16 protein-coding genes are annotated in these 19003 nt (G+C 57.7%); 8 read left to right on the top strand and 8 right to left on the bottom strand.

Annotated elements, in window-relative coordinates:
- The first annotated feature begins 16 nt into the window (after positions 1-16).
- The 5 genes from BQ7114_RS06695 to BQ7114_RS06675 all read left to right on the top strand — a co-directional run bounded on the left by BQ7114_RS06695 (position 17) and on the right by BQ7114_RS06675 (position 6009).
- The gene (locus tag BQ7114_RS06695) at positions 17-1489 is read left to right on the top strand and encodes an SLC13 family permease (RefSeq protein ID WP_230205993.1); all 1473 of its coding nucleotides are present in this window, start codon (positions 17-19) and stop codon (positions 1487-1489) included.
- 30 nt (positions 1490-1519) lie between these two features.
- Complete coding sequence (locus tag BQ7114_RS06690; protein WP_143236820.1) at positions 1520-3583, top strand: sensor histidine kinase; 2064 nt, start codon at positions 1520-1522, stop codon at positions 3581-3583.
- On the top strand, positions 3583-4053 hold the full coding sequence (locus BQ7114_RS06685; RefSeq protein WP_072344913.1) for a response regulator: 471 nt from the start codon (positions 3583-3585) through the stop codon (positions 4051-4053). The genes BQ7114_RS06690 and BQ7114_RS06685 overlap by 1 nt, the downstream gene beginning before the upstream one ends.
- A 109-nt stretch (positions 4054-4162) precedes the next feature.
- Positions 4163-5134: a pseudouridine synthase gene (locus BQ7114_RS06680; protein ID WP_195906732.1), complete on the top strand. Its 972-nt coding sequence runs from the start codon at positions 4163-4165 to the stop codon at positions 5132-5134.
- 143 nt (positions 5135-5277) lie between these two features.
- Positions 5278-6009, top strand: coding sequence for an aldo/keto reductase (locus BQ7114_RS06675; protein ID WP_072343551.1), 732 nt, complete (start codon positions 5278-5280; stop codon positions 6007-6009).
- Positions 6010-6064: 55 nt separating this feature from the next.
- Here BQ7114_RS06675 and BQ7114_RS06670 read toward each other — a convergent pair whose 3' ends face one another.
- The gene (locus tag BQ7114_RS06670) at positions 6065-7579 is read right to left on the bottom strand and encodes an amino acid permease (RefSeq protein WP_230205992.1); all 1515 of its coding nucleotides are present in this window, start codon (positions 7577-7579) and stop codon (positions 6065-6067) included.
- A gap of 185 nt (positions 7580-7764) precedes the next feature.
- Here BQ7114_RS06670 and BQ7114_RS06665 point away from each other — a divergent pair, with 185 nt between their 5' ends.
- Complete coding sequence (locus tag BQ7114_RS06665) at positions 7765-8223, top strand: RidA family protein (protein ID WP_034509829.1); 459 nt, start codon at positions 7765-7767, stop codon at positions 8221-8223.
- Between the two features lie 42 nt (positions 8224-8265).
- Here the strand turns inward: BQ7114_RS06665 and BQ7114_RS06660 are convergent, their stop codons facing one another.
- Both BQ7114_RS06660 and BQ7114_RS06655 read right to left on the bottom strand, forming a co-directional pair.
- A complete protein-coding gene (locus BQ7114_RS06660) occupies positions 8266-8964 on the bottom strand; it encodes an N-acetylmannosamine-6-phosphate 2-epimerase (RefSeq protein WP_072343548.1) in 699 nt (232 codons plus the stop codon).
- Positions 8954-9937, bottom strand: a complete 984-nt coding sequence (locus BQ7114_RS06655; RefSeq protein ID WP_195906731.1) for an ROK family protein — start codon at positions 9935-9937, stop codon at positions 8954-8956. The genes BQ7114_RS06660 and BQ7114_RS06655 overlap by 11 nt, the downstream gene beginning before the upstream one ends.
- Positions 9938-10058: 121 nt before the next feature.
- Between BQ7114_RS06655 and BQ7114_RS06650 the strand changes: the two genes are divergently transcribed.
- The gene (locus BQ7114_RS06650) at positions 10059-11042 is read left to right on the top strand and encodes an acetylxylan esterase (protein ID WP_072343545.1); all 984 of its coding nucleotides are present in this window, start codon (positions 10059-10061) and stop codon (positions 11040-11042) included.
- Positions 11043-11122: 80 nt separating this feature from the next.
- Here BQ7114_RS06650 and BQ7114_RS06645 read toward each other — a convergent pair whose 3' ends face one another.
- From BQ7114_RS06645 to BQ7114_RS06625, 5 genes are all read right to left on the bottom strand, one after another.
- On the bottom strand, positions 11123-12502 hold the full coding sequence (locus BQ7114_RS06645) for an ABC transporter permease (RefSeq protein WP_072343542.1): 1380 nt from the start codon (positions 12500-12502) through the stop codon (positions 11123-11125).
- The gene (locus BQ7114_RS06640; RefSeq protein ID WP_072343539.1) at positions 12499-13233 is read right to left on the bottom strand and encodes an ABC transporter ATP-binding protein; all 735 of its coding nucleotides are present in this window, start codon (positions 13231-13233) and stop codon (positions 12499-12501) included. Before BQ7114_RS06640 ends, BQ7114_RS06645 begins: the two co-directional genes overlap by 4 nt.
- 3 nt (positions 13234-13236) lie before the next feature.
- Complete coding sequence (locus tag BQ7114_RS06635) at positions 13237-14211, bottom strand: efflux RND transporter periplasmic adaptor subunit (RefSeq protein WP_083431775.1); 975 nt, start codon at positions 14209-14211, stop codon at positions 13237-13239.
- Between the two features lie 147 nt (positions 14212-14358).
- Positions 14359-16428: a sialidase family protein gene (locus BQ7114_RS06630; protein ID WP_195906730.1), complete on the bottom strand. Its 2070-nt coding sequence runs from the start codon at positions 16426-16428 to the stop codon at positions 14359-14361.
- A 76-nt stretch (positions 16429-16504) separates the two neighbouring features.
- Positions 16505-17269, bottom strand: coding sequence for a FadR/GntR family transcriptional regulator (locus BQ7114_RS06625; protein WP_230205991.1), 765 nt, complete (start codon positions 17267-17269; stop codon positions 16505-16507).
- Between the two features lie 98 nt (positions 17270-17367).
- Between BQ7114_RS06625 and BQ7114_RS06620 the strand changes: the two genes are divergently transcribed.
- The gene (locus tag BQ7114_RS06620) at positions 17368-18939 is read left to right on the top strand and encodes an ABC transporter substrate-binding protein (protein ID WP_072343528.1); all 1572 of its coding nucleotides are present in this window, start codon (positions 17368-17370) and stop codon (positions 18937-18939) included.
- The last annotated feature ends 64 nt before the right edge of the window (positions 18940-19003 follow it).

Here is a 19003-nt window from a genome sequence, read left to right as displayed (position 1 = left end):
TGGATGAGGACGCACTATGACCCCCGGATCTAAGCAGGTTCGGCGTCGTTCAGCTACGCCGACGGTTAGGAAGTCCGCGCCCCGTAAGTCGGGGCCAAAAGCAGTGGTGGCTCAGCAGACCACCAAGCTTCAGCGATTTGGTCAGATCGCGGCAGTAATAGGCTTTATTATTCCGTTTGTTGTTGATATTCCGGGTCTTGATCCGGTTGGGTCGCGCATGCTGGCGATATTCCTGGCTGCGATCATGCTGTGGGTGACTGAAGCTATCCCGCTGTCAGCTACCGCCGTGTTGGTGATAATGGCAGAAGTTCTGCTGGTTTCCGATCAGGCTCTTTTGCCGGTTCCTGATAGTGTGCCCACTTCTGCCACGTTCTTTGCATCCCTTGCTAACCCGGTGATCATCCTGTTCCTGGGTGGCTTCATGCTTGCGGATGGGGCCGCAAAGTTTGGCGTGGATAAGGCGATTGCAGCGGTTATGTTGAAGCCGTTCTTGTCCTCTCCAAAGATGATGCTGATGGGCGTCATGCTGATCACGGCGACCCTGTCGATGTTCATGTCTAATACGGCTACAACGGCCACAATGTTTGCGGTGTTCATGCCGGTTTTGGCGCAGTTGCCCGAGGGGAAGTCCCGAGTTGGCCTGGCCCTGGCAATTCCGGTGGCCGCAAACGTGGGAGGTATTGGCACGCCCGTGGGCACGCCGCCCAATGCGATCGCGCTGGGTGCTCTCCAAAGCGCGGGCATCCATATTTCGTTCATCGGCTGGATGGCGCTGGCGGTCCCATTAATGCTGGTGGTGCTGGCAATCTCGTGGGTATGGCTGGCGTTTGCTTACATGCCGAAGGACCTCAAAATCGAGCTCGATTTAAGTGCCAAGTTCGATCGCGGTCGCAACGCCATGATCTTCTACGTAGTGGCAGGTATAACCGTGTTGCTGTGGATGACGGAACCGCTACACGGCATTTCGTCTAACACGGTTGGTTTCGTACCCGTGGTGCTGCTGATGGTGACGCAGGCGATGTCAGGCGATGATCTGCGCCACCTTGACTGGCCTGTGCTTTGGCTGGTTGCGGGCGGTATTGCCCTGGGTATCGGTGTGGGCAAGACGGGTCTCGATGCTTGGATAATTGGCCTCATTAATTGGGAGGCCGTGCCGGTTGCCCTGCTAATGCTGACGCTCGCGGGAGTGGGCTTCTTGATGTCAAACGTTATTTCGCACTCGGCTGCGGCAAACCTTCTGATTCCGCTAGGCATGGGCCTGGGTGCATCGGTTGCGGCAACGCCGGCCGAGATCGCGGTGGTGTTGGCGCTCGGTTGTTCGCTGGGCATGTGTCTACCGATCTCGACGCCTCCGAATGCTATTGCCTACTCGACGGGCGAGATCAGCACGCCGCGCATGATCAAGACGGGTCTTGTGGTTGGCGTGTCCGGCACGTTGCTACTCGCTTTTGTGATGCCGCTGTACTGGGGCGGGGCAGGCCTGTTGTAACGCGAGGCGTTTAGCGGAAAGCAGGTAGATGTGAGCGTAACGCGCGTGGGCGGCGATTCAGCCGAATACATGTTGCATGTTTTGGCCGTTGCCGCAGATGAGAGCGATCCGGTTTGCCAGGCGGCCTCTGATATTGACGGGCAGCTTAAAAACTGCGATGTGCGCGTTGCGTTCGGGTTTGAGCAGGTCGAACGCACGCTCGCGTCACAGTGTGAGACAAGCCAGTGTCTGGTGCCAGGCGTCCTCATTTCTCCGCGTCTTGGAAGTGTGGACGAGGTGGTGGCTCGCCTACGTAAGTTTGGTGTACTGGTGCGCTCCGGCTTTGTGCTACTTACGGATAAGAAGCGGCACGAGGACGTGGCCCAGTCTGTGAATGACGGCTCCCTGGTATCGGTGGTGGCGGTGCCGTGGACTCCGCCCGCGCTGGTTGAGCAGGTTTCGGCGGTGATCAACAGGTGGTTGTTCAAGTATTTGCCGGATGCGGAAATAACGCGGGTGACTGCCGGGTTTGATGCGTGGGATGAGCCGCGAGCCGGTGATTTGCTGTACGGGTTGGACACTCCGGGTGAGCAGGTGCAGCGCGTGCTTCTGGAGGGCATTGAGCGGATTTTGGGGCCGCGCCCGCGCATGGTGTTGCCCGAGGGTGTGGATCTGACGCGTCAGGGCGAGTCTGTGGACGCGGTGTACCTGGTGCTCAGCGGTTCGGTGGCTTTGCATCGCTCCTCCCAGTTTGGGGACGTGCTTTTGCATCATGCTACTTCCGGGCCGCTCATCGGATTGTTGTCTCTGGCCCGCCAGCAGCGAGCCATGTTCACGTCCACCACCACAACGTGGGTGGAGTTGGTTCGCCTGTCTATTGAGCAGTTGGAGTTCGTGCTCCAGCATTCACCAGATACTTCAGCCAACTTGGCGGTGGTGGCAATCCAGGCTCTCACCGCGCGGCTGGTGCGCGCCGAGTACCTGCACATTGAAAACCATGAGCTGGCCGAACAGCTTGAGATGGAGCGGAAGAACCTGTCTGAAACGCTTCAGCAGCTTCGTTCAGCCCGTGAGCAGCTGGTGGAGCAAACGAAGTTCGCGATGCTTGGTGAGCTTTCGGCTGGTATCGCGCACGAGTTGAACAATCCCGTGGCGGCGCTGCAGCGGGCCACCGAGCATATTGCCAGCGATGTGGCTACTGTGTTGGGCGCTCGCGGTGGTATGGAGGATGCGGCGCAGGCGATGGTGCGCGCCCGCGATGCGCGTCCGCGTTCAACTGCGCAGGAGCGGGCTTTGGTGCGCGAGGTCATGGCTTTAACTGATGGCAACCGGGAATTGGCGAAGAGGCTGGTGGGCGCTGGCATTACGGACCCAGATCAGGTGCGACAGGTGTTGCGCGGGCAGAAGAAGGGTCGGTTTGGACGCGGCTCGGAGGGCCCGTCACTGGAAGTTATTGAGGCCGCAGCTGGAATCGGACGGTCGGTGCGAAACTCCACGGTTGCGGCGGGACGGATTACGGATTTGGTGTCTTCTTTGAAGGCGTATGCGCGCCCGGATACGTCCCCTGTGGAGGGCGTGGATCTGGATGAGAACATCGAGGACGTGCTACGTCTGACTGCTCACCGTATGCGCGGGGTTGAAGTGGAGAGCCGCTTCGCGGAGATACCGCTGATCCGCGCGTATCCGGCTCGCTTGGAGCAGGTGTGGACTAACCTGCTCATTAATGCGGCTGAGGCGATCCAGGACGAAGCTGGCGAGCTGGCGCAGGCGCCCACCCCCTCGCTTCCGGCGCGCGGTGAGGAAGCGGCGAAGATTGTGGTGGAAACGTCGGCTCCAGATGAAGCGCACGTGCGCGTTGCTATTACAGACAACGGCCCCGGCATCCCCCGCGAGCTTGTGCATCGCATTTTGGAGCCTCATTTCACCACAAAGGGCGGCCAGGTGCGGTTTGGGCTGGGTATGGGAATGTCGATTTCGAAGTCGATTGTGGATGATCACGACGGCTCGCTTTCGATCGTGTCCGAGCCAGGTCGCACCACAATCTCTGTGGTTCTACCCGTTGCGGGGCCAGATGTGGAAAAGTTGTTGTTAGAAGATAGTGGAAACGAGGAATGATGAAGCTTGCGATCTTGATTGTGGAGGACGAGCCGGAGGTGCGTGACGCGCTTGAGCGTGACCTCGAGTCATTTCAGGGCGTATGCCGCATTGAGGTGGCTGATTCGGCGGAGGACGCGCGCCTTGCGATTGATGAGATTGACGAGGACGGCGACGTGCTTGCGCTGGTTCTGGCCGATCACAGGTTGCCGGGAGAGTCTGGCGTTGATTTCTTGATTGCGCTGGCCTCTGATGAGCAGACAGCGGATACGCGCAAGGTACTGGTGACGGGCCAGGCGGATCAGGAAGACACGATTCGCGCGCTGAACGAGGCGAGCCTGGATCACTATTTCACAAAGCCTTGGAACGCCGAGGAACTTGTAGACGAGGTGCGCGAGCAGCTGACGGACTACGTGATCTCAATGGGCGTTGACCCACTGCCCCACATGCGGGCGTTGGATGCTGTGCGCGTGATGGATGCGATCCGCTAGGCACGTGCCTCCTGTCCGTGGGGGAGTGCGCCCAATTCGCGTGGGCGTTTCGGATTTTTCGACTCTTCGCGCTGCTTTGGAGAATCGGTTTCCAACCCTGGATAAGGCCGTGATTGAAGCAATTTTTGCGGCTGGGGATGTGGTTGATGCGCGAGGGAGGAGCTTGGACGCGGATGCTTCTACGGTAAGTCTTTCGCAGGGCGTGTGGATTTATAGGCCAATCCCGGACGAGCCTTCGAGCGCGATTGAGGTGGAGGTGCTGGCTCGCGGTGAGGGCTGGCTGATTGCGGATAAGCCGCATGATTTAGCCACAATGCCGCGAGGAAGGTTTGTGGCGCGCACGCTAACGGTGGCGCTTCGCCGGCAAGAGGGAAATGACGACATTGTGTTTGCACACCGCTTGGACCGAGCTACGGCCGGGGTGGTTTTAGCAACCTCGGACCCGGCTAAACGCGGCATGTATCAGCAGATGTTTTCGTGCGGCGAGGTGAAGAAGCGCTACCTCGCGGTCACGGGTCTCCCAGCGGGCGAGGAAGTTGCGGGGGTGCAAAGCCAGACAGCCCTCGACCTTGATAGTGCGGGCGCGTTGGATGTGAGCTGGTTTGCGGCTCGGACACACGACAATGTTGGAGTGTCGGGCGGCGTGGACGAGCGCGGCCCCTACCTGTGCGTTACTTCGCGTATTGAAAAGCGCGGAACGAGGGTTTTTAACGAGGCGGGTGAGCCTAACTCGCAGACGATTATGCGCCCCGCTGCCGGTTTGGTTCCCGAGGCTTCTGGGCCCGGGTGCGGGGCGGGCTTGCAGGTCTGGGAGGTTGAGCCGGTAACTGGCCGCACGCATCAGATTCGCGCACACTTTTTTGGGGTGGGTACTCCGATTGTGGGTGATCCGCTGTATGGAGGACAGTTTGCGGCAAGGTACGGGCTGGACGAGACTCCCCTGGGGTTTGCGCACCTGCAGTTGCTGGCGAAGAATCTCGAGTTCACCGATCCGCAAACGGGTGAAGTGGTCAGTGTGTCTAGCCGGCGAGGGCTGGAGTTTGCAAAGGCAGGCCAAGGTCAGGCCGTGAGACCTCGTTGAAGTTGTTGGTGATTTAAGGAAAGGCTCGCTCGAAAGAGCGAGCCTTTTGCGATAAATGAGACAAATTGCAAACTGAAGCAAAGAAATAAGTCAATAGATGGTAAAGTAGCTTTACCTAATCATAAAGAGGATAGGGGGTTGCGATGTTTGAGATGAATACGGCGTTCGATTCACAGTCGGTGAGCCTGGACGCTCCGGTTGGTATTAGCTTGACCAATGCGTTCGCTCGCTGCGCGCAGCGTGCCGGCGTGGATCGGGTTGATCTTTCCGGCTTGCGTTTTGTTGAGGCCACGGACTCTTCTTCACAATCTCTTCTTGCAAATGCTCCCACCCAGTCAGCATTGAGTATCCAACTCGGTAACCCTAGCGAGCCTGCGGCGCTACACGATCTTGGGATGGACCCGCAGCTTCTTGAAGTTAGCGTCTTGGCTGCTCTCCAACGCACGGGCAGGGAAAGCCTAGATATCGTGCAGTTAACCGGACAGTGCGCCGATCATTTGTTGTCGCGCAAGCAGGTGCAGGTGCTTCACGCCTTGAAGGATGAGGGCCTGGTTCGCAATTGGGGTGTGCGTGTGCGAACGGTCCGTCAGGCAATGCGCGCAATGTCGATAGTGGGTTTGAGCTACGTCTCGTTTAGCGCATCGGACTTCGGGGCGGAGGCTACCGCAGGAATCCTCGCGGCGGCGCGCCGGGCGGGAACTACAGTGATCGTTTCAGTAAACTCCGATACGCCCGTACAGGCCATCACTGGCTTGCGTCGCAACCCAAGCGTTCTGGGCGTCTTGATTGAGGTTAATTCCTTGGAAGGCTTGGCAAAATCCGCCTCTACTATCGAGGCGCTACGCCGCTCCAGCAACGTTTTGCGCATCGCCTAGCAAGGGCCCTGCTCTCACGCAGTTGTCTCACTGCTTGCCACAAACAACGAGTGTTTTAGTGGTCCACGCGGGAAAGATCAGCGGTTGCGGGGTCTACCATTTTCGAGCGGGTAACTATCTTGTGGCCGATCCACAGTAGCAGGAACGCGATCAGGCCAACGTAGGTTGAGAAGATTGCGCCGACATTGAACTGGCCCGAGAAGATCTCCATGTTCTGCCCGAAAATAATGACTAGAACCATGATGAGGGCAACGATGGGTCCCAGCGGGAACAGCTTGGAGCGGAACGGAAGCTCGGCTGGATCGTGACCCTGGGCTTTCATGGCCTTACGGAAGCGGTAGTGGCTCCACGCAATGCCGGCCCACACGATGAAGCCGGACAGGCCCGAGACGGTGATGAGCCACAGGTAGGCCGCTCCATCTCCAATCAGTGATGTGATGAATGCGAATGCGCCTACTGCGGTGGTGGCCAGGAGGGCGGGCATGGGCACTCCGCGCTTGTTTACCTTGGTGAAAATCTTGGGGGCCTTGCCCGAGAGGGCAAGCGAGTACAGCATCCGGGAGGAGGCGTACATGCCGGAATTTCCTGCTGACAAGATTGCAGTCAGCACCACTGCGTTCATTATGGTTGCCGTAGCCAGAATGCCAGCGCGCTCAAAAATGAGGGTGAAGGGAGAGATGGAAATGTCGCCAATATCTGCCGCCAGCAGGTGTGGGTCAGAGTAGTGCAACAGGAATCCAATAACGGCAATCGCGCCAATGTAGAACAGGGTGATGCGGAAGAACACGGTGCGCACAGCCTTAGGGATGGTGCGCTCCGGGTTCTCGGCCTCGCCTGCGGCAACCGCAATAAGCTCGGTGCCTTGGAACGAGAAGCCCGCGATCATCATGATTGAGAACCATCCCAACCATCCGTTAACAAATGGGGCATCACCTGAAGTCCAGTTTTGCGTGCCGGGAGACGGGCCGCCCAAAATGCCAAAAATCATGGCAACGCCAACGATTAGGAATACGATCACCGTGACGACTTTGATGAGGGCGAGGTAAAACTCAGTTTCGCCAAATCCCTTCACAGTGAATGCATTGATAAGGAACAGGACGGTGAGGAACGCGGCCGACCACACCCAGGAGGGCACGTCTGGAAACCAGTACCGCATGACTAGCGCCACGGCCACGATCTCTGCGGCCAGGGTGATAGCCCAGTTGAACCAGTAGTTCCATCCGGTTGCAAAACCAAATGAGGGTGAGATCCAGCGGGTTGCCCAGTTCTCGAACGAACCTGCGGTGGGTAGCCATGTGGACATTTCTCCCAGCGACTGCATCAGCAGGTACACCATGAAACCGATGGCTGCGTAGGCGGCTAGGGCACCACCTGGTCCAGCTTGGGAGATAGAACCGCCTGATGCGACGAGGAGGCCGGTGCCGATAGCGCCGCCCATAGCGATCATGTTCAGGTGGCGAGCCCCAAGCTTTCGTTGTAGCTTCTCTGGGTTTGACCCAGACTCACCAGCCTGTGGCCCCGATGGGGTATTTTGAGGATCGCTCATCACGGTTCCAATCTCGAATGCCATTTTCTAATGGGAAAATATCAGTAAAACGCTTCGTGCTCCGAAAGGCGCTCATCTTCTGCTCGAATTGTGGACGATACCCGTTAGTTAAGGCGCGCTCAATTCTGTGTGCCGAGTGCCGCGAATCTTCGCGAGGTTTTAGTTTTGGCTTGAGCTCGCTTGATAAATTTGGGGCGAAAGGAGCTGCTATGAGTGTTAGTGAGCGTTTGGAAGAACTTGGTATCGAGTTGCCGAAAGTGGTGGCTCCTGTAGCGGCCTACACGCCAGCCCTCGTGTTTGAAAACACGGTGCGCACGTCCGGTCAGTTGCCGATGGCGGACGGGCGAGTGACGTGCCAGGGCCGCGTTGGACCGAACCGGACCAGTCCGGTGGAGGCGTATGAGGCCGCGCGCCTTTGTGCTTTGAACGCACTGGCTGCCGCAGCTGAGGCCGCCGGGGGAGTGGACCGCATAAAGCGAGTACTGAAGGTGACGGGTTTTGTGGCTTCCTCGCGCGCTTTCCACGCCCAACCGGCCGTGATTAATGGGGCGTCGGAGCTGTACCAAGAGATTTTTGGCAGCCAGCACGTGCGCTCCGCGCTTGGAGTGAACGCGCTCCCGCTCGACGCTTCGGTTGAGGTTGAGGTCGAGTTCGAACTGCAAGATTAGGCAAAAAGCCGGTAGCGGCATCCCGCTACCGGCTTTTGTTAGCTACTTGGCCGCGCCCTCTTGGACGGCAGCGGCAAACCACTTGGTGATTGACGTGGGGTGCGTGATTGCGGTGCCAACCACGGCCGCCCAAGCCCCCGCTTCCATTACCTGGCGGGCTTGATCAACCGTGTGGATACGGCCCTCGCACAGTACGGGATGATTGGGGAACTCCTCGACGATGCGGTGGAGCACTTCAAAGTCGGGGCCATCGGTTTTGGGGCGTTCACCCGTGTATCCCGAAAGGGTTGTGGAGAGAATGTCACTGCCGGCCTCGGCGGCCATAACTGCGTCCTCAAAAGACCCGCAATCAGCCATCACAACGGCGCCCTCATCGTGCAGGGCCGCAACAGTTTCTGCGTAGGTTAGACCATCCGGGCGGGGGCGACGCGTGGCATCAAGAGCAACAATGTCGGCTCCGGCCATCATGCAAGCACGCGCGTGGCGCAACGTGGGGGTGATGAATACGCCGTCGTGGCCGTCTTTCCACAGACCGATTACGGGTACGTCCACCTGGCCGCGAATCGCGGAAATATCGGCTAGGCCCTGGCAGCGAATAGCTACCGCCCCGCCCTGCTGTGCCGCGAGCGCAATCTGTGCCATTGTTTCGGGGTGGCGCATCGGCTCGCCTGGGTAGGCCTGAACCGAGACTACAAGGCCGCCTTTGATCTGCTGTAGAAGGGTGTTTGCTCTATCGTTCATTTTTTACTCCTGCAAGTTTGGAAGCGGCCCAGGTAGTGGCGCCAAGTAGGGGAGCGTCAGATCCGAGCGTGCCTTCAAGTATTTCGATTTCTTTAAGAATGGGCAGGGCGCCAGCTTGGAATGCGTTCTTGAGGGCGGACCACCAGATCTCGCCCGATCTTGTGACCGAACCTGATAGCACCACGGCCTGAGGGTCAACACAGTTCGCGATCCCCGCAATAGCATCTCCCAGTCCGGCGCCAGAGTCGGCCAGAACCTGCCTGGCAAGGGCCTCGCCATCCTGCGCGCGCTGAGTGATTTCCCGCCCGCTCCTGGCCCGGTCCTCATTCGCACTTGTGCGCGCATTGTAAAGATCAACCTGGCCGGTACCGGACGCAACGGACTCGATGTGTCCACTAGCGCCGCACGAACAGAGGAAACCGGCCGCGAGAGGGTGGGGGACGTGGCCAACGTGTCCAGCGGCGAAGTGCGCACCCATGTGGAGCTCATCGCCTACAACAATAGCCCCGCCAATGCCGGTGCCAACGGCCACCGCAAGAACGGAATCGTAGCCTTTACCCGCTCCGAACGTGCATTCTCCAAACGCGTGAGCGTGCACGTCGTTCAACGCGGCCACGGGCAAACCAAACTCTTCCTCAACCAGCTTTGCCAGTGGCGTGCCCGCCCATCCCTTAATCAAATCCGTTGCGGAAATGATCGCGCCGGTTTCAGTGTTCACAACACCGGCAGATGCAATGCCTATAGCCGCGGGGGCTTCATTTTCGATGGCGAGGCAACGTCGAACAGATTCAAACACGGCCTCAACTACAGCCTTGGAGCCGGATTGGGCAGGGGTGGGAACCTCGGACTTGTTGCTAACACGGGGAAGATCGCCGGCAAGTTCGACGATGGCGGACGCTATTTTGGTGCCGCCAATGTCTATGGCGATGAAACGCCGGGCACTGGTTGCAAGTATTGAGGAGGATAGTGCCACCGTTGGCTCCTTTGCGTGCACAAAATGTTTCTCTCAAATATTAACAAATAAGACATCTGATGAAAGAGGCGTTGGTCTTGAAAATGGAATCGCACTCGCGGGCGAGCGTTAATCTGGTGGGGTGGCACTTACAGATCTGACTTTGACCGAGATGCGCACGTTCCAACCCGACGTGCACATGCCTTCTGACTTCACCTCGTTTTGGGAAGACACGCTGGCGCAAACCCGCCAGAAGGTCGCTCAAGGCGGCCTTGTTTATTCGCTTACCGCACTTGACACCCCGTATAAGCAGGTGGAGTATTACGATCTCGAATTCCCCGGTTTTATGGGGGATCCAATCCGTGGCTGGCTGTCCGGGCCGGCAGGTTTCATGCAGCAAAATGATCTGCCAATCATGGTGCAGTATCACGGATATGGAGGGGGACGAGGAATCCCTGGCGCCTACCCGCACTGGCCTATGGCCGGCTACGTGCACCTGTCGATGGACTCGCGCGGGCAGGGCGGGGATTTTGGAGGATACGCTGCCACGCCGGATCCTCATCCAGCTTCTCCTCACGCTCGCGGCTTCATGGCGAACGGGATTGAAAACAAGGAGGAGTACTATTTTCGCAGGCTGGTAACCGACGCGGTAATGGTTGTGGATACTGCGTTGGAGCTTCCGTTTGTGGATAAGTCACGGGTGTTCGTTACGGGCGCGTCCCAGGGTGGCTACCTGTCCATCGCGGCGGGGGCCCTTCATGATCGCGTGCGTGCCTCCATGCCAGATGTAGCTGGATTCTGTTACATTATGCGCGGAGTTGACCTCACGGATGACAATCCGTATCGCGAACTAGCGCGCTTCTTTAACACTCACCCGGGCCGCGTAGACCACTACGAGCAAGTACTGAACTATTTTGACGGCGTGAACTTTGCTCGCATTGCCCAGGCCCCGGCACTGTTCAGCCTCGGCATGATGGACGTGACGGTGCCGCCCTCAACCACATATGCGGCTTACAACGTTTATAACGCGCCCGCCGAAATGGAGGTGTACCCCTACGCCGGGCACGATGGCGGCGGCCTACACCACTTCCTAAAACAGGCTTCGTGGGTCAACCAGTTTGTTTAGCGAATCCCATCCAGAACAGTGAAAAGGCCCGCTTACATTCCGATAAGTATCGGGGTAAGCGGGCCAAACGCTGTTAGTTGCTAGTACCTGATCGCGTCGATCGGTTTTACCCTTACCGCGATGGCCGCGGGAATGATGCCTGCAAGAGCTCCCACACCCGCCGCGATGAGGACGCCCAGAAGGGCGGCGGTCATGGGGTACGGGATGGAAGAGATCGGGATCGGGAAATCCAACCAATCGCTAGGGGCAAGCCGGATAGTGAGGATCGATAGCAGCACGCCCGTAAAGCCGGCGGCCGTAGTAGCCACTACGGATTCGAGGAATACGGAGAAGAACACGCGCCGAGCGGATGCGCCCATCGCACGCCTGATGCCAATCTCGCGAATGCGCTGGCGAACCGTCACAATCGAAACGGTTAGCAAACCGAATGCGCCCAGCATGATCACAATGCCACCAATGATGGAGACGATGGTTGTAATGATTGCTCGCTGCCCCTCGCCCACATCGGACTGTTCGCCAGACCAGTAGCCATCCACCTGCCAGTTAGGCCCAAGCCGAGATTTCAGCGTGGCTAACACAACATCATTCGCATGCTCTTCTTCACCAACGGGAACCAAGGCGCGAAGCTCGCCAGATTCGAGATTCGGGATATCGTTTTGTCCTGCGGCAAGACGGGGTTGGGAACCAATAAAGCCGTCGTAGTGCATGAAAATCTCGTTTTGATCCCACCGCGTTTGGCCTTTTACAACGCCCACGACGGTAAGGGTTAAGCCAGGATCGCCCTCAACAATTATGCGCGGATAGTTAAGCGGGTTGGGCCTGCCCATGTTGTCCCATAGCTTCTCGTTGATCACAACAGGGTTCATCTGCAGCATAGCGTCAGCGTCATTAATAAACCGCCCCACCAAAAGCTGGCGTGCAAAAAACTTGAAGTAAATGGGGTCAACGCCTTTTAGATCCACCTGCTTTTCGTAGCAGTCTTCCTTGCTGTAATCGCATTTGGAGGACCACGAGGAGGTGCGTATGTTCGGAGATACGCTCACCGAACGCGACCAGTTGGTGACCTTCAGGTCCGCCATGGCCTCCCGCGCGGCTGCCCCGAACTTACTTGTGCGCGTACCGGTGGAATCTTCTACGAGCTCGGCGCTCTTGCCAAACTGCGGCTGACCAGACCCGGTGTCGTAACCAGCGGGACCGTAGGGGCCGTAGGGGCCAAACTTGCTTTCTGGATTGGCGCCGTCACCGCTTGAAGGCGTGGCCTGGAAGGTGAGAACACCTGGCCTGTTTCCCGAGATAGTTTGGAAATACTCATCGGTTGCAAGCGCTATCGAACCTAGCGCCAGGACGGTGGCCATTGCCCAGACGGCCACGGCCACACCCGTTAGCGATAGCACAAACCGACCCTTGTTAATCTTGATTTCGCCCCAGGCCTCGATGAGGGCGCTCAAAACCTTATTCACTGCGCCTCCACCTCCAAAGACCGGGTAGCTAAAGCATCGTTTACCTGCTCGTGGCTACGTTCAACCAGGACGCCCTCGGAAATCTGATAAATCTGCTTCGCGCGAGCCGCCACCTGCATGTCGTGCGAAATGATGATGAGGGCGGAGTTCATCTCTGCTGCCACTCGCTCCAGCAGGTCCATCACCATGCTGCCGGTTTGCAGGTCGAGGGCGCCGGTGGGTTCGTCCGCGAGGATCACTTTTGGTCTGCGTACGAGGGCGCGAGCAATCGCAACGCGCTGCTGCTCGCCACCCGACAGCTGGCTGGGCATCGCCTCTAAACGGTCCCCTAGGCCCACAAGCTCGAGCATTTCTGCAGCCAAACTTGAGCGGCGCAACAGCGTTTTCGTAGAGGACGAATACAGCAGCGGCACCTCGACGTTCTCTAGGGCCGTGCGCGCATTGAACAGGTTGAACTGTTGGAATACGAAACCAAATGAGCTGCCGCGCAGAGCCGCACGTTTGCTTTCGGAGAGCTTAGCTACGTCCTTGCCGGCAAAAATGTACGTACCCGAATCAGGTAAATCCAACATGCCGATAATGTTCAGTAGCGTCGACTTTCCCGTTCCGGACTGGCCGACAATAGAAATGTGATCGCGTGCGGACACGGTTAGGTCAACCCCGCGCAAAATCGGGAGGGGATTGCCGTTTTGAAGAGTGACCGTTCTGGTTACGCCGGTAAGTTCTAACACGGTTTAACCGACTCCACCCGCGCCCATGTCGTCACCAGCCGGATCATTATTCTGGTTGTCCTGGCGGGGGACGAACTCCAAAATCTCCTGTCCTTCCGTTAGGCCCTCTTTGATTTCAATGAGGTAGCCATCTGAAATGCCGAGCTTCACCTCAACCTTTTCGGGCTTTTGCGTGATGTCATCCGTGGGGAGGTAGACCGTGCCCTTCTGGTAGCGACCTTCTACAGCCGTAACCGGTACGACGAGGGCGTTTTTGGCTTCGCCGCCATGAATGATTAGCTTGGCTTTAACACCGTCAAACACGAGCTCTGATTCGGGAATATCGCAGCGAAGCTGAGGGCCGGAGTTGCTTTGCTCTTCGCCCTCTTTTTTAACCGGGGAGCCGGTCACGGTTTTAAGACCGGTGCACTTGAACGGTGCGGGGCCGCCGGTGACGGCCAGCTCGGCCTCCTCGGGAACGCCCTGAAGCGAATACAACTGATCGGGCGTCACGGGAACTTCCGCGTGGAACGTGTCGGGCACGATAGTTGCAACGGGTGTGCCAACCTCAACCTGTTGGTCGATGAGGGCATCCAAAGAAATCGTGCCGGGCGAGGCCGCAACCACGTCGTGGTAGGTCACAACCGCGGCGGGGGGCGGCCCCGCTTCACCATCGGGGCCGGGATCGGGAGTTTCAGGAACTACCTTTTGCATGATCTGCATAATACGATCGCCCGCGTTTACCTTTGCGCCGTCCTCAACAAACATCCACACGACGGTTCCCTGCGCCGTTGCCTTCACCGTCTCCGACTTGTTACGCACGACTGACGCGTCTAGCGTGACCTCGTGGGAAATATCGGAGCGCGTTACCTGCGTAGTGGGGAACGCGAAGTCCCCATCTCCCGCCAAATCCGGCGCCTTCTGTTGGTTTGGAAAGAACGCGAACTTAACTAGCGCAACGGCGATAATCACCCAGACCAGTAATCGCAGTATCTGCATTATGAAAGTTCTAGTGGGGTGTGCGTTCATAGGGCGCCCTCTTTGGCTTCGCGTTAGTTAGATCTTTATGAGCATATTACTTTGTGGTTGGCCGAAATTTTCAATTCCGCGCTCGGTAATCATGCGCGTGTCGCGCCCAGCCCTCATTTATTGGCCTGGGAAGAGGGAAAAGGGGATGAAACTGAACCAAACGCCCGCCGTTTCTCGCTCCCACAGCATGCCGATGCCCTTTTCGAGGGCAACGATGCTCTGATAGCCGTGATGGCGCGGATTGATCGCTAGCTTGACCCAATTCGGCTTCGCTCCTGTGCTAGTGAGGCTTTGCGCGCTGGCTCGGTACAGTGTTCCGCAGCCTCGGTAGGGCAGCATTCGCGACGCGTTGGCGAAGTACACGAAATCCCCCTTGGCCACTGCTGCGGGTTGACAGAAGATCTCCGAAATCTGCGTCTCTTCCGTGACCTCGCCCCAAGTTAGACCCCCGTCTCGCGAAACCGCGCGTTGGATGAACGGGCGTTGCGACCTCGAAAACATCACAACGGAGCCATCGGGTAGCTCAACTATCGCGGACTCTGACATCGTTGCCGCGGGATTAGTGAAGCGGCGCGGATCCACCTGCTTCCCGTCTACCATGCGCGCGTCATTGGTGGAACCGGAACGTTGCCATGTTTGGCCGTGGTCATCGGAGTAGATTACGGCGGCCGAGAACTGCGAGGCATCCTCGTTTGAAAAATACACCGGCACCAACAGGCGGCCCGCGTTCTTTCCACGGCGCAAGCAAATTCCCGCGCCCGGTCCGATTCCCAGGAACGTCATCCACTCGTCTTTAACCTCGGCAGTTATTAGGCGAGGACTTGACCAGGTTTCACCCCTATCCGCGGACGTCACGATAGCGATGTGCCCCGTTGGAACTACCGTTAGCGGGCCCCTTCCAAGAATTTGCGGGCCGGCTTCGGCAACAAACTCGGTGGGTTCACCGCTACGTGTCACCACCGGCGTTGGCCGCTGCGGCCAACCTCCGGGTATCAAAAACTCCTGCTCGTCCTTCGCTCGCAGTAGCAGGTCCTTGCCATCATGGCCGTGACCCGGCTGCGAATTCAACAAGCCAATGCCGGCTGGATACAGGTCAAACAGTAAGTGAATACGGCCCTTCGCATCCTCCACGCACGCCGGGTCCGTAACCGAAATCGGTTCCTTAGGGTTTGACGGATAGCCCGCAATAGTCTGCGTATCAGACCACGTGGCGCCCTCATCATCTGAAAACGAGGTGACAATCTCGGTTACATTCGGAGAATCGTTTGGCAGACCATGGCGCGCATCTGCGAACGCTACCAGGCGTCCACTGCTGTGGTGTAACAGGCTGGGAATTCTGTGAAAAATCCCGTTTGGGAAGAGGTCGAACACGGGGTTTTGCAACACGGGGGCGCGTCGGCTCAGCGCCGCAACCTGCTGGTCGTTCAATGCCGGGTATATGCCGCCGCGACCAACCTCGCCCATCAGGCGTTCGCCGCGTGGAGATTGCCCAATCACGAAGCGATCAAGGTGGGGCGCGGAACCAGGAACATGACCCGTCATCCAGCCGTCCACAAAAACCTCAATAGCTCCGCCTCCAAATGCGACTACGAGGTCGTGCCAGCGCCCATCGGACCAACGGCCATCACACTCTACCCGCGTATCTGTTGCGGGGAGCTCCACTCGGATGCCCTCTTTACAAACGAAAGCAGACAGTGTGGGTTTACCCCGGTTTTGGGCGGCAAACACGGTGCCGTACTGGCCTTCTCCGCGCACCCGGAAGCGCGCGTGTACCGCCCATTCACGCACCTCACCAATGCGCGCGGCATCGCGTTCACTGAGCTCCATTGCCGCAAACTCAACTAGTGCCTTTGGTAGCGTGCTACCTTGCTTTGCCAGTCGTGCAATCTCCTCATAAGCGTTAGTGGGCACCTGTATCGAAGAATCCGCATCCACCGGATCACTAACGGTTATAGGCGTAGACCACACCTCGTATCCGTCCAAGAAAATGCGTGTCGGTCCACCAGCATAAAGCGCAACCGTATGCTCGCCTTTCAGGCGCGTGTCCTCTAACACGTAGTGAAAGGGGCCTGGCTTCTCTCCCGAGAACACCAGGCAGTCGCCATCCACGCCGAGGGTCCAGTCGGGGCCGCTCATAACGGTGGCCGCACCGCCAGTCCACTTCGAAAACCAAACGCTACCGGGCATCATCATCGTTGTCCTCAAATTAACGTGGCGCTACCCCAAGCGGGGCGCGCCACGGTGAAATGTTCATTGTCTTGAATCAGCTGAGATCAAGAATGTTTGCAAGCGGCTCATAGTGTGCGTATACGGCATCGCGATACGCGTCAGCGTCACCAGCCTGAGCGGTTTCTAACATGAGAGCGTGAGCCTTCGCTGTGGACACCAGATCTTGCTTGATCCTATGTTCCATGTCCGGAATGAAAGACTGATGCACCATCCACATTGCCGCAACCAACTGATTTAGCAGGCTGTTGTCCAGGTAGGAGGAGATCCCGTTGTGGAATGCAATGTCCTCTTCTAGGTAGGTCTGTCCGGACTCCGCCTTCTTGATCATCACCTCAACCAGCTTTTCTAGCTCCGGATTGGAGGTTCCCTTCATCTCTCGAGCCAGGCTGTTACTCATTCCAAGATCGATGTATCTGCGAATGGCCACCACGTGTCGCATGGATTCTGATCCCTCAAAATGATCGAGAGCGTAGCGCAGAATCAATGTCTCTACCATCGGCTGAAGTGACATCTCACCAACGAACGAGCCGCGTCCTTGCTGAACTCGCACAATGTCAAGGGCTTCGAGCTTGCGAATAGCTTCACGCACGGAGGAGCGGGAGACACCGAGGTCTTCACATAGCTGAATCTCCGTGGGCAGCGGATCGCCGGGCTTGAGCTGATGGTCAAGTATGTAGGTTTTCACCGCGTCCATAGTGGCTTTGGACCTGTGAACAGACGTGATTCTGCCAGAGTCTGAGCTCTTCAGCAGGTTTTTAGAAGTGGTTTCCAAAAACGCTTGCATTAGGTTGTCTGTCATCATACGATTATCCTAACTGATGCTAAGCACCGATGCTTATTGTTTCAGAAGTGAAGCGAATCCGTTTCATTCCCATTTCTCAACGGAGAGGAAAAGTAATGAGTTCTTCGAAACGCTGGGCCAAAGTAGCCGCAGTTGCGGCAGCCGCGGCGCTTGCGCTCTCAGCTTGTGGCGGAGGGGCAGACAAGGGCGGCACGGAATCCACAGGTGCTGCCGATAATGGTGGTGCACCCACCGGCACCCTGAATCTGGGTGTAGCCTATGAAACCACCAACTACAATCCTTCCACCACGTCCTCGGCTCTTGCAATGGGGTCTAACTGGCACGTAATGGAAGGCCTGTACGAGTTCGACATGGCAACGTACGAGGTCTACCCGGCACTTGCTGACGGAGAACTCAAGCAGGTTTCCGACACCGAATACGAAGCCACGCTGCGCGCGGACGCCAAGTTCTCTGACGGCACCCCCGTGACCACAAAGGACTACCTCGAGTCCTGGACGCGCACTACTGATGAGACCTCCATCTACAAGCAGTTCTTCGAAATGGTGGACTCAGTAGAGGCAAAAGACGATTCCACCCTCGTGTTCAAGCTGAAGTACCCGTTCGCCAACCTGGCGCAGCGCCTCGTGAATGTCAAGGTAATTCCCGCCTCTTCCACGCAGGAAGAGATGACGGCATTCCCCGTTGGTACCGGCCCGTACAAGTACGAATCCATCACCGATACCGCTATTGATGCGGTTCCGAACGAGTTCTACAACGGCTCCAAGCCCGCAACGGTAGAGAAGATGCACTGGGATATCTTGAAGGATGACTCGGCTCGCCTCTCCGCAGCACTCGGCGGCACCATTGACATCATGGAAACCGTACCCTCTGCGCTCAAGTCGCAGGTTGAGGGCGCCGGCTGGACCATCCAGGAAACCCCGGGCTACAACAACGCGTTCCTCATGTTCAACACCTCAAAGGCACCCTTCGACAAGCCTGAGGTACGCCGTGCATTCCACCAGGCAATCGACCGTCAGAAGCTGGTTGAGCAGGGTCTTGCAGGTGATGCGGTAGTAGCCAGCTCCTTCCTGCCAGAATCTAACCCGGTATACAAGAAGGCCGCCACGCAGTTCGACTTCGACACCGAAGCAGCGAAGGCAGCCTTCGCAGATGCGGGTCTTACCGAAATCACGCTGGTCACCACCGACCACGCTTGGATCGTGAACCTCGTTCCGCAAGTTAAGCAGGATCTCGAGGCAGCCGGCCTGAAGGTAAACGTACAGTCCGTAGCTTCCGCTGACCTGTACGCAAACTACGCCGACGTTGATGACCCAACCTTCGACCTTGCAATGGCACCTGGCGACCCGTCGGTATTTGGTCAAGACCCCGGCATCATCATCGACTGGTGGTATGGCGACAACATCTGGACTCAGAAGCGCACCTACTGGCAGAACTCGGATCCGGAGAGCTTTAAGAAGCTGCGCGACGTCATTGCTGAAGCCTCCCAGCTTGATGGCGATGCAGCCAAGGCTAAGTGGGGCGAAGCCCAGGATCTGATTGCTGAGAATGCGCCAGTATTCCCACTCTTCCACCGCACCATGATCACCGGTGTGAATGAGAACAAGGTCTCTGGCTTCCAAGGCATCGGCACCACCGGCCTTGAAGCACTTGGCGTAACCGTCAAGTAACCCGTATCTAAGCAAGGGAGGGGCGAGATTACGTCCCGCCCCTCCCTTCACCTTTCCAATAAAC

It is taken from the genome of Actinomyces urinae, from assembly GCF_900119695.1.
Lineage (GTDB): Bacteria > Actinomycetota > Actinomycetes > Actinomycetales > Actinomycetaceae > Gleimia > Gleimia urinae.
Note: the sequence above shows the minus strand (reverse complement) of the source record. Positions and strands in the feature narration are given on the sequence as shown.

Coding starts and splice junctions, on each gene's coding strand:
- BQ7114_RS06675 (WP_072343551.1), top strand. CDS start 5,278: ATGTTTGAGATGAATACGGCGTTCGATTCACAGTCGGTGAGCCTGGAC.
- BQ7114_RS06685 (WP_072344913.1), top strand. CDS start 3,583: ATGAAGCTTGCGATCTTGATTGTGGAGGACGAGCCGGAGGTGCGTGAC.
- BQ7114_RS06670 (WP_230205992.1), bottom strand. CDS start 7,579: ATGGCATTCGAGATTGGAACCGTGATGAGCGATCCTCAAAATACCCCA.
- BQ7114_RS06695 (WP_230205993.1), top strand. CDS start 17: ATGACCCCCGGATCTAAGCAGGTTCGGCGTCGTTCAGCTACGCCGACG.
- BQ7114_RS06620 (WP_072343528.1), top strand. CDS start 17,368: ATGAGTTCTTCGAAACGCTGGGCCAAAGTAGCCGCAGTTGCGGCAGCC.
- BQ7114_RS06625 (WP_230205991.1), bottom strand. CDS start 17,269: ATGACAGACAACCTAATGCAAGCGTTTTTGGAAACCACTTCTAAAAAC.
- BQ7114_RS06660 (WP_072343548.1), bottom strand. CDS start 8,964: ATGAACGATAGAGCAAACACCCTTCTACAGCAGATCAAAGGCGGCCTT.
- BQ7114_RS06635 (WP_083431775.1), bottom strand. CDS start 14,211: ATGCAGATACTGCGATTACTGGTCTGGGTGATTATCGCCGTTGCGCTA.
- BQ7114_RS06630 (WP_195906730.1), bottom strand. CDS start 16,428: ATGCCCGGTAGCGTTTGGTTTTCGAAGTGGACTGGCGGTGCGGCCACC.
- BQ7114_RS06665 (WP_034509829.1), top strand. CDS start 7,765: ATGAGTGTTAGTGAGCGTTTGGAAGAACTTGGTATCGAGTTGCCGAAA.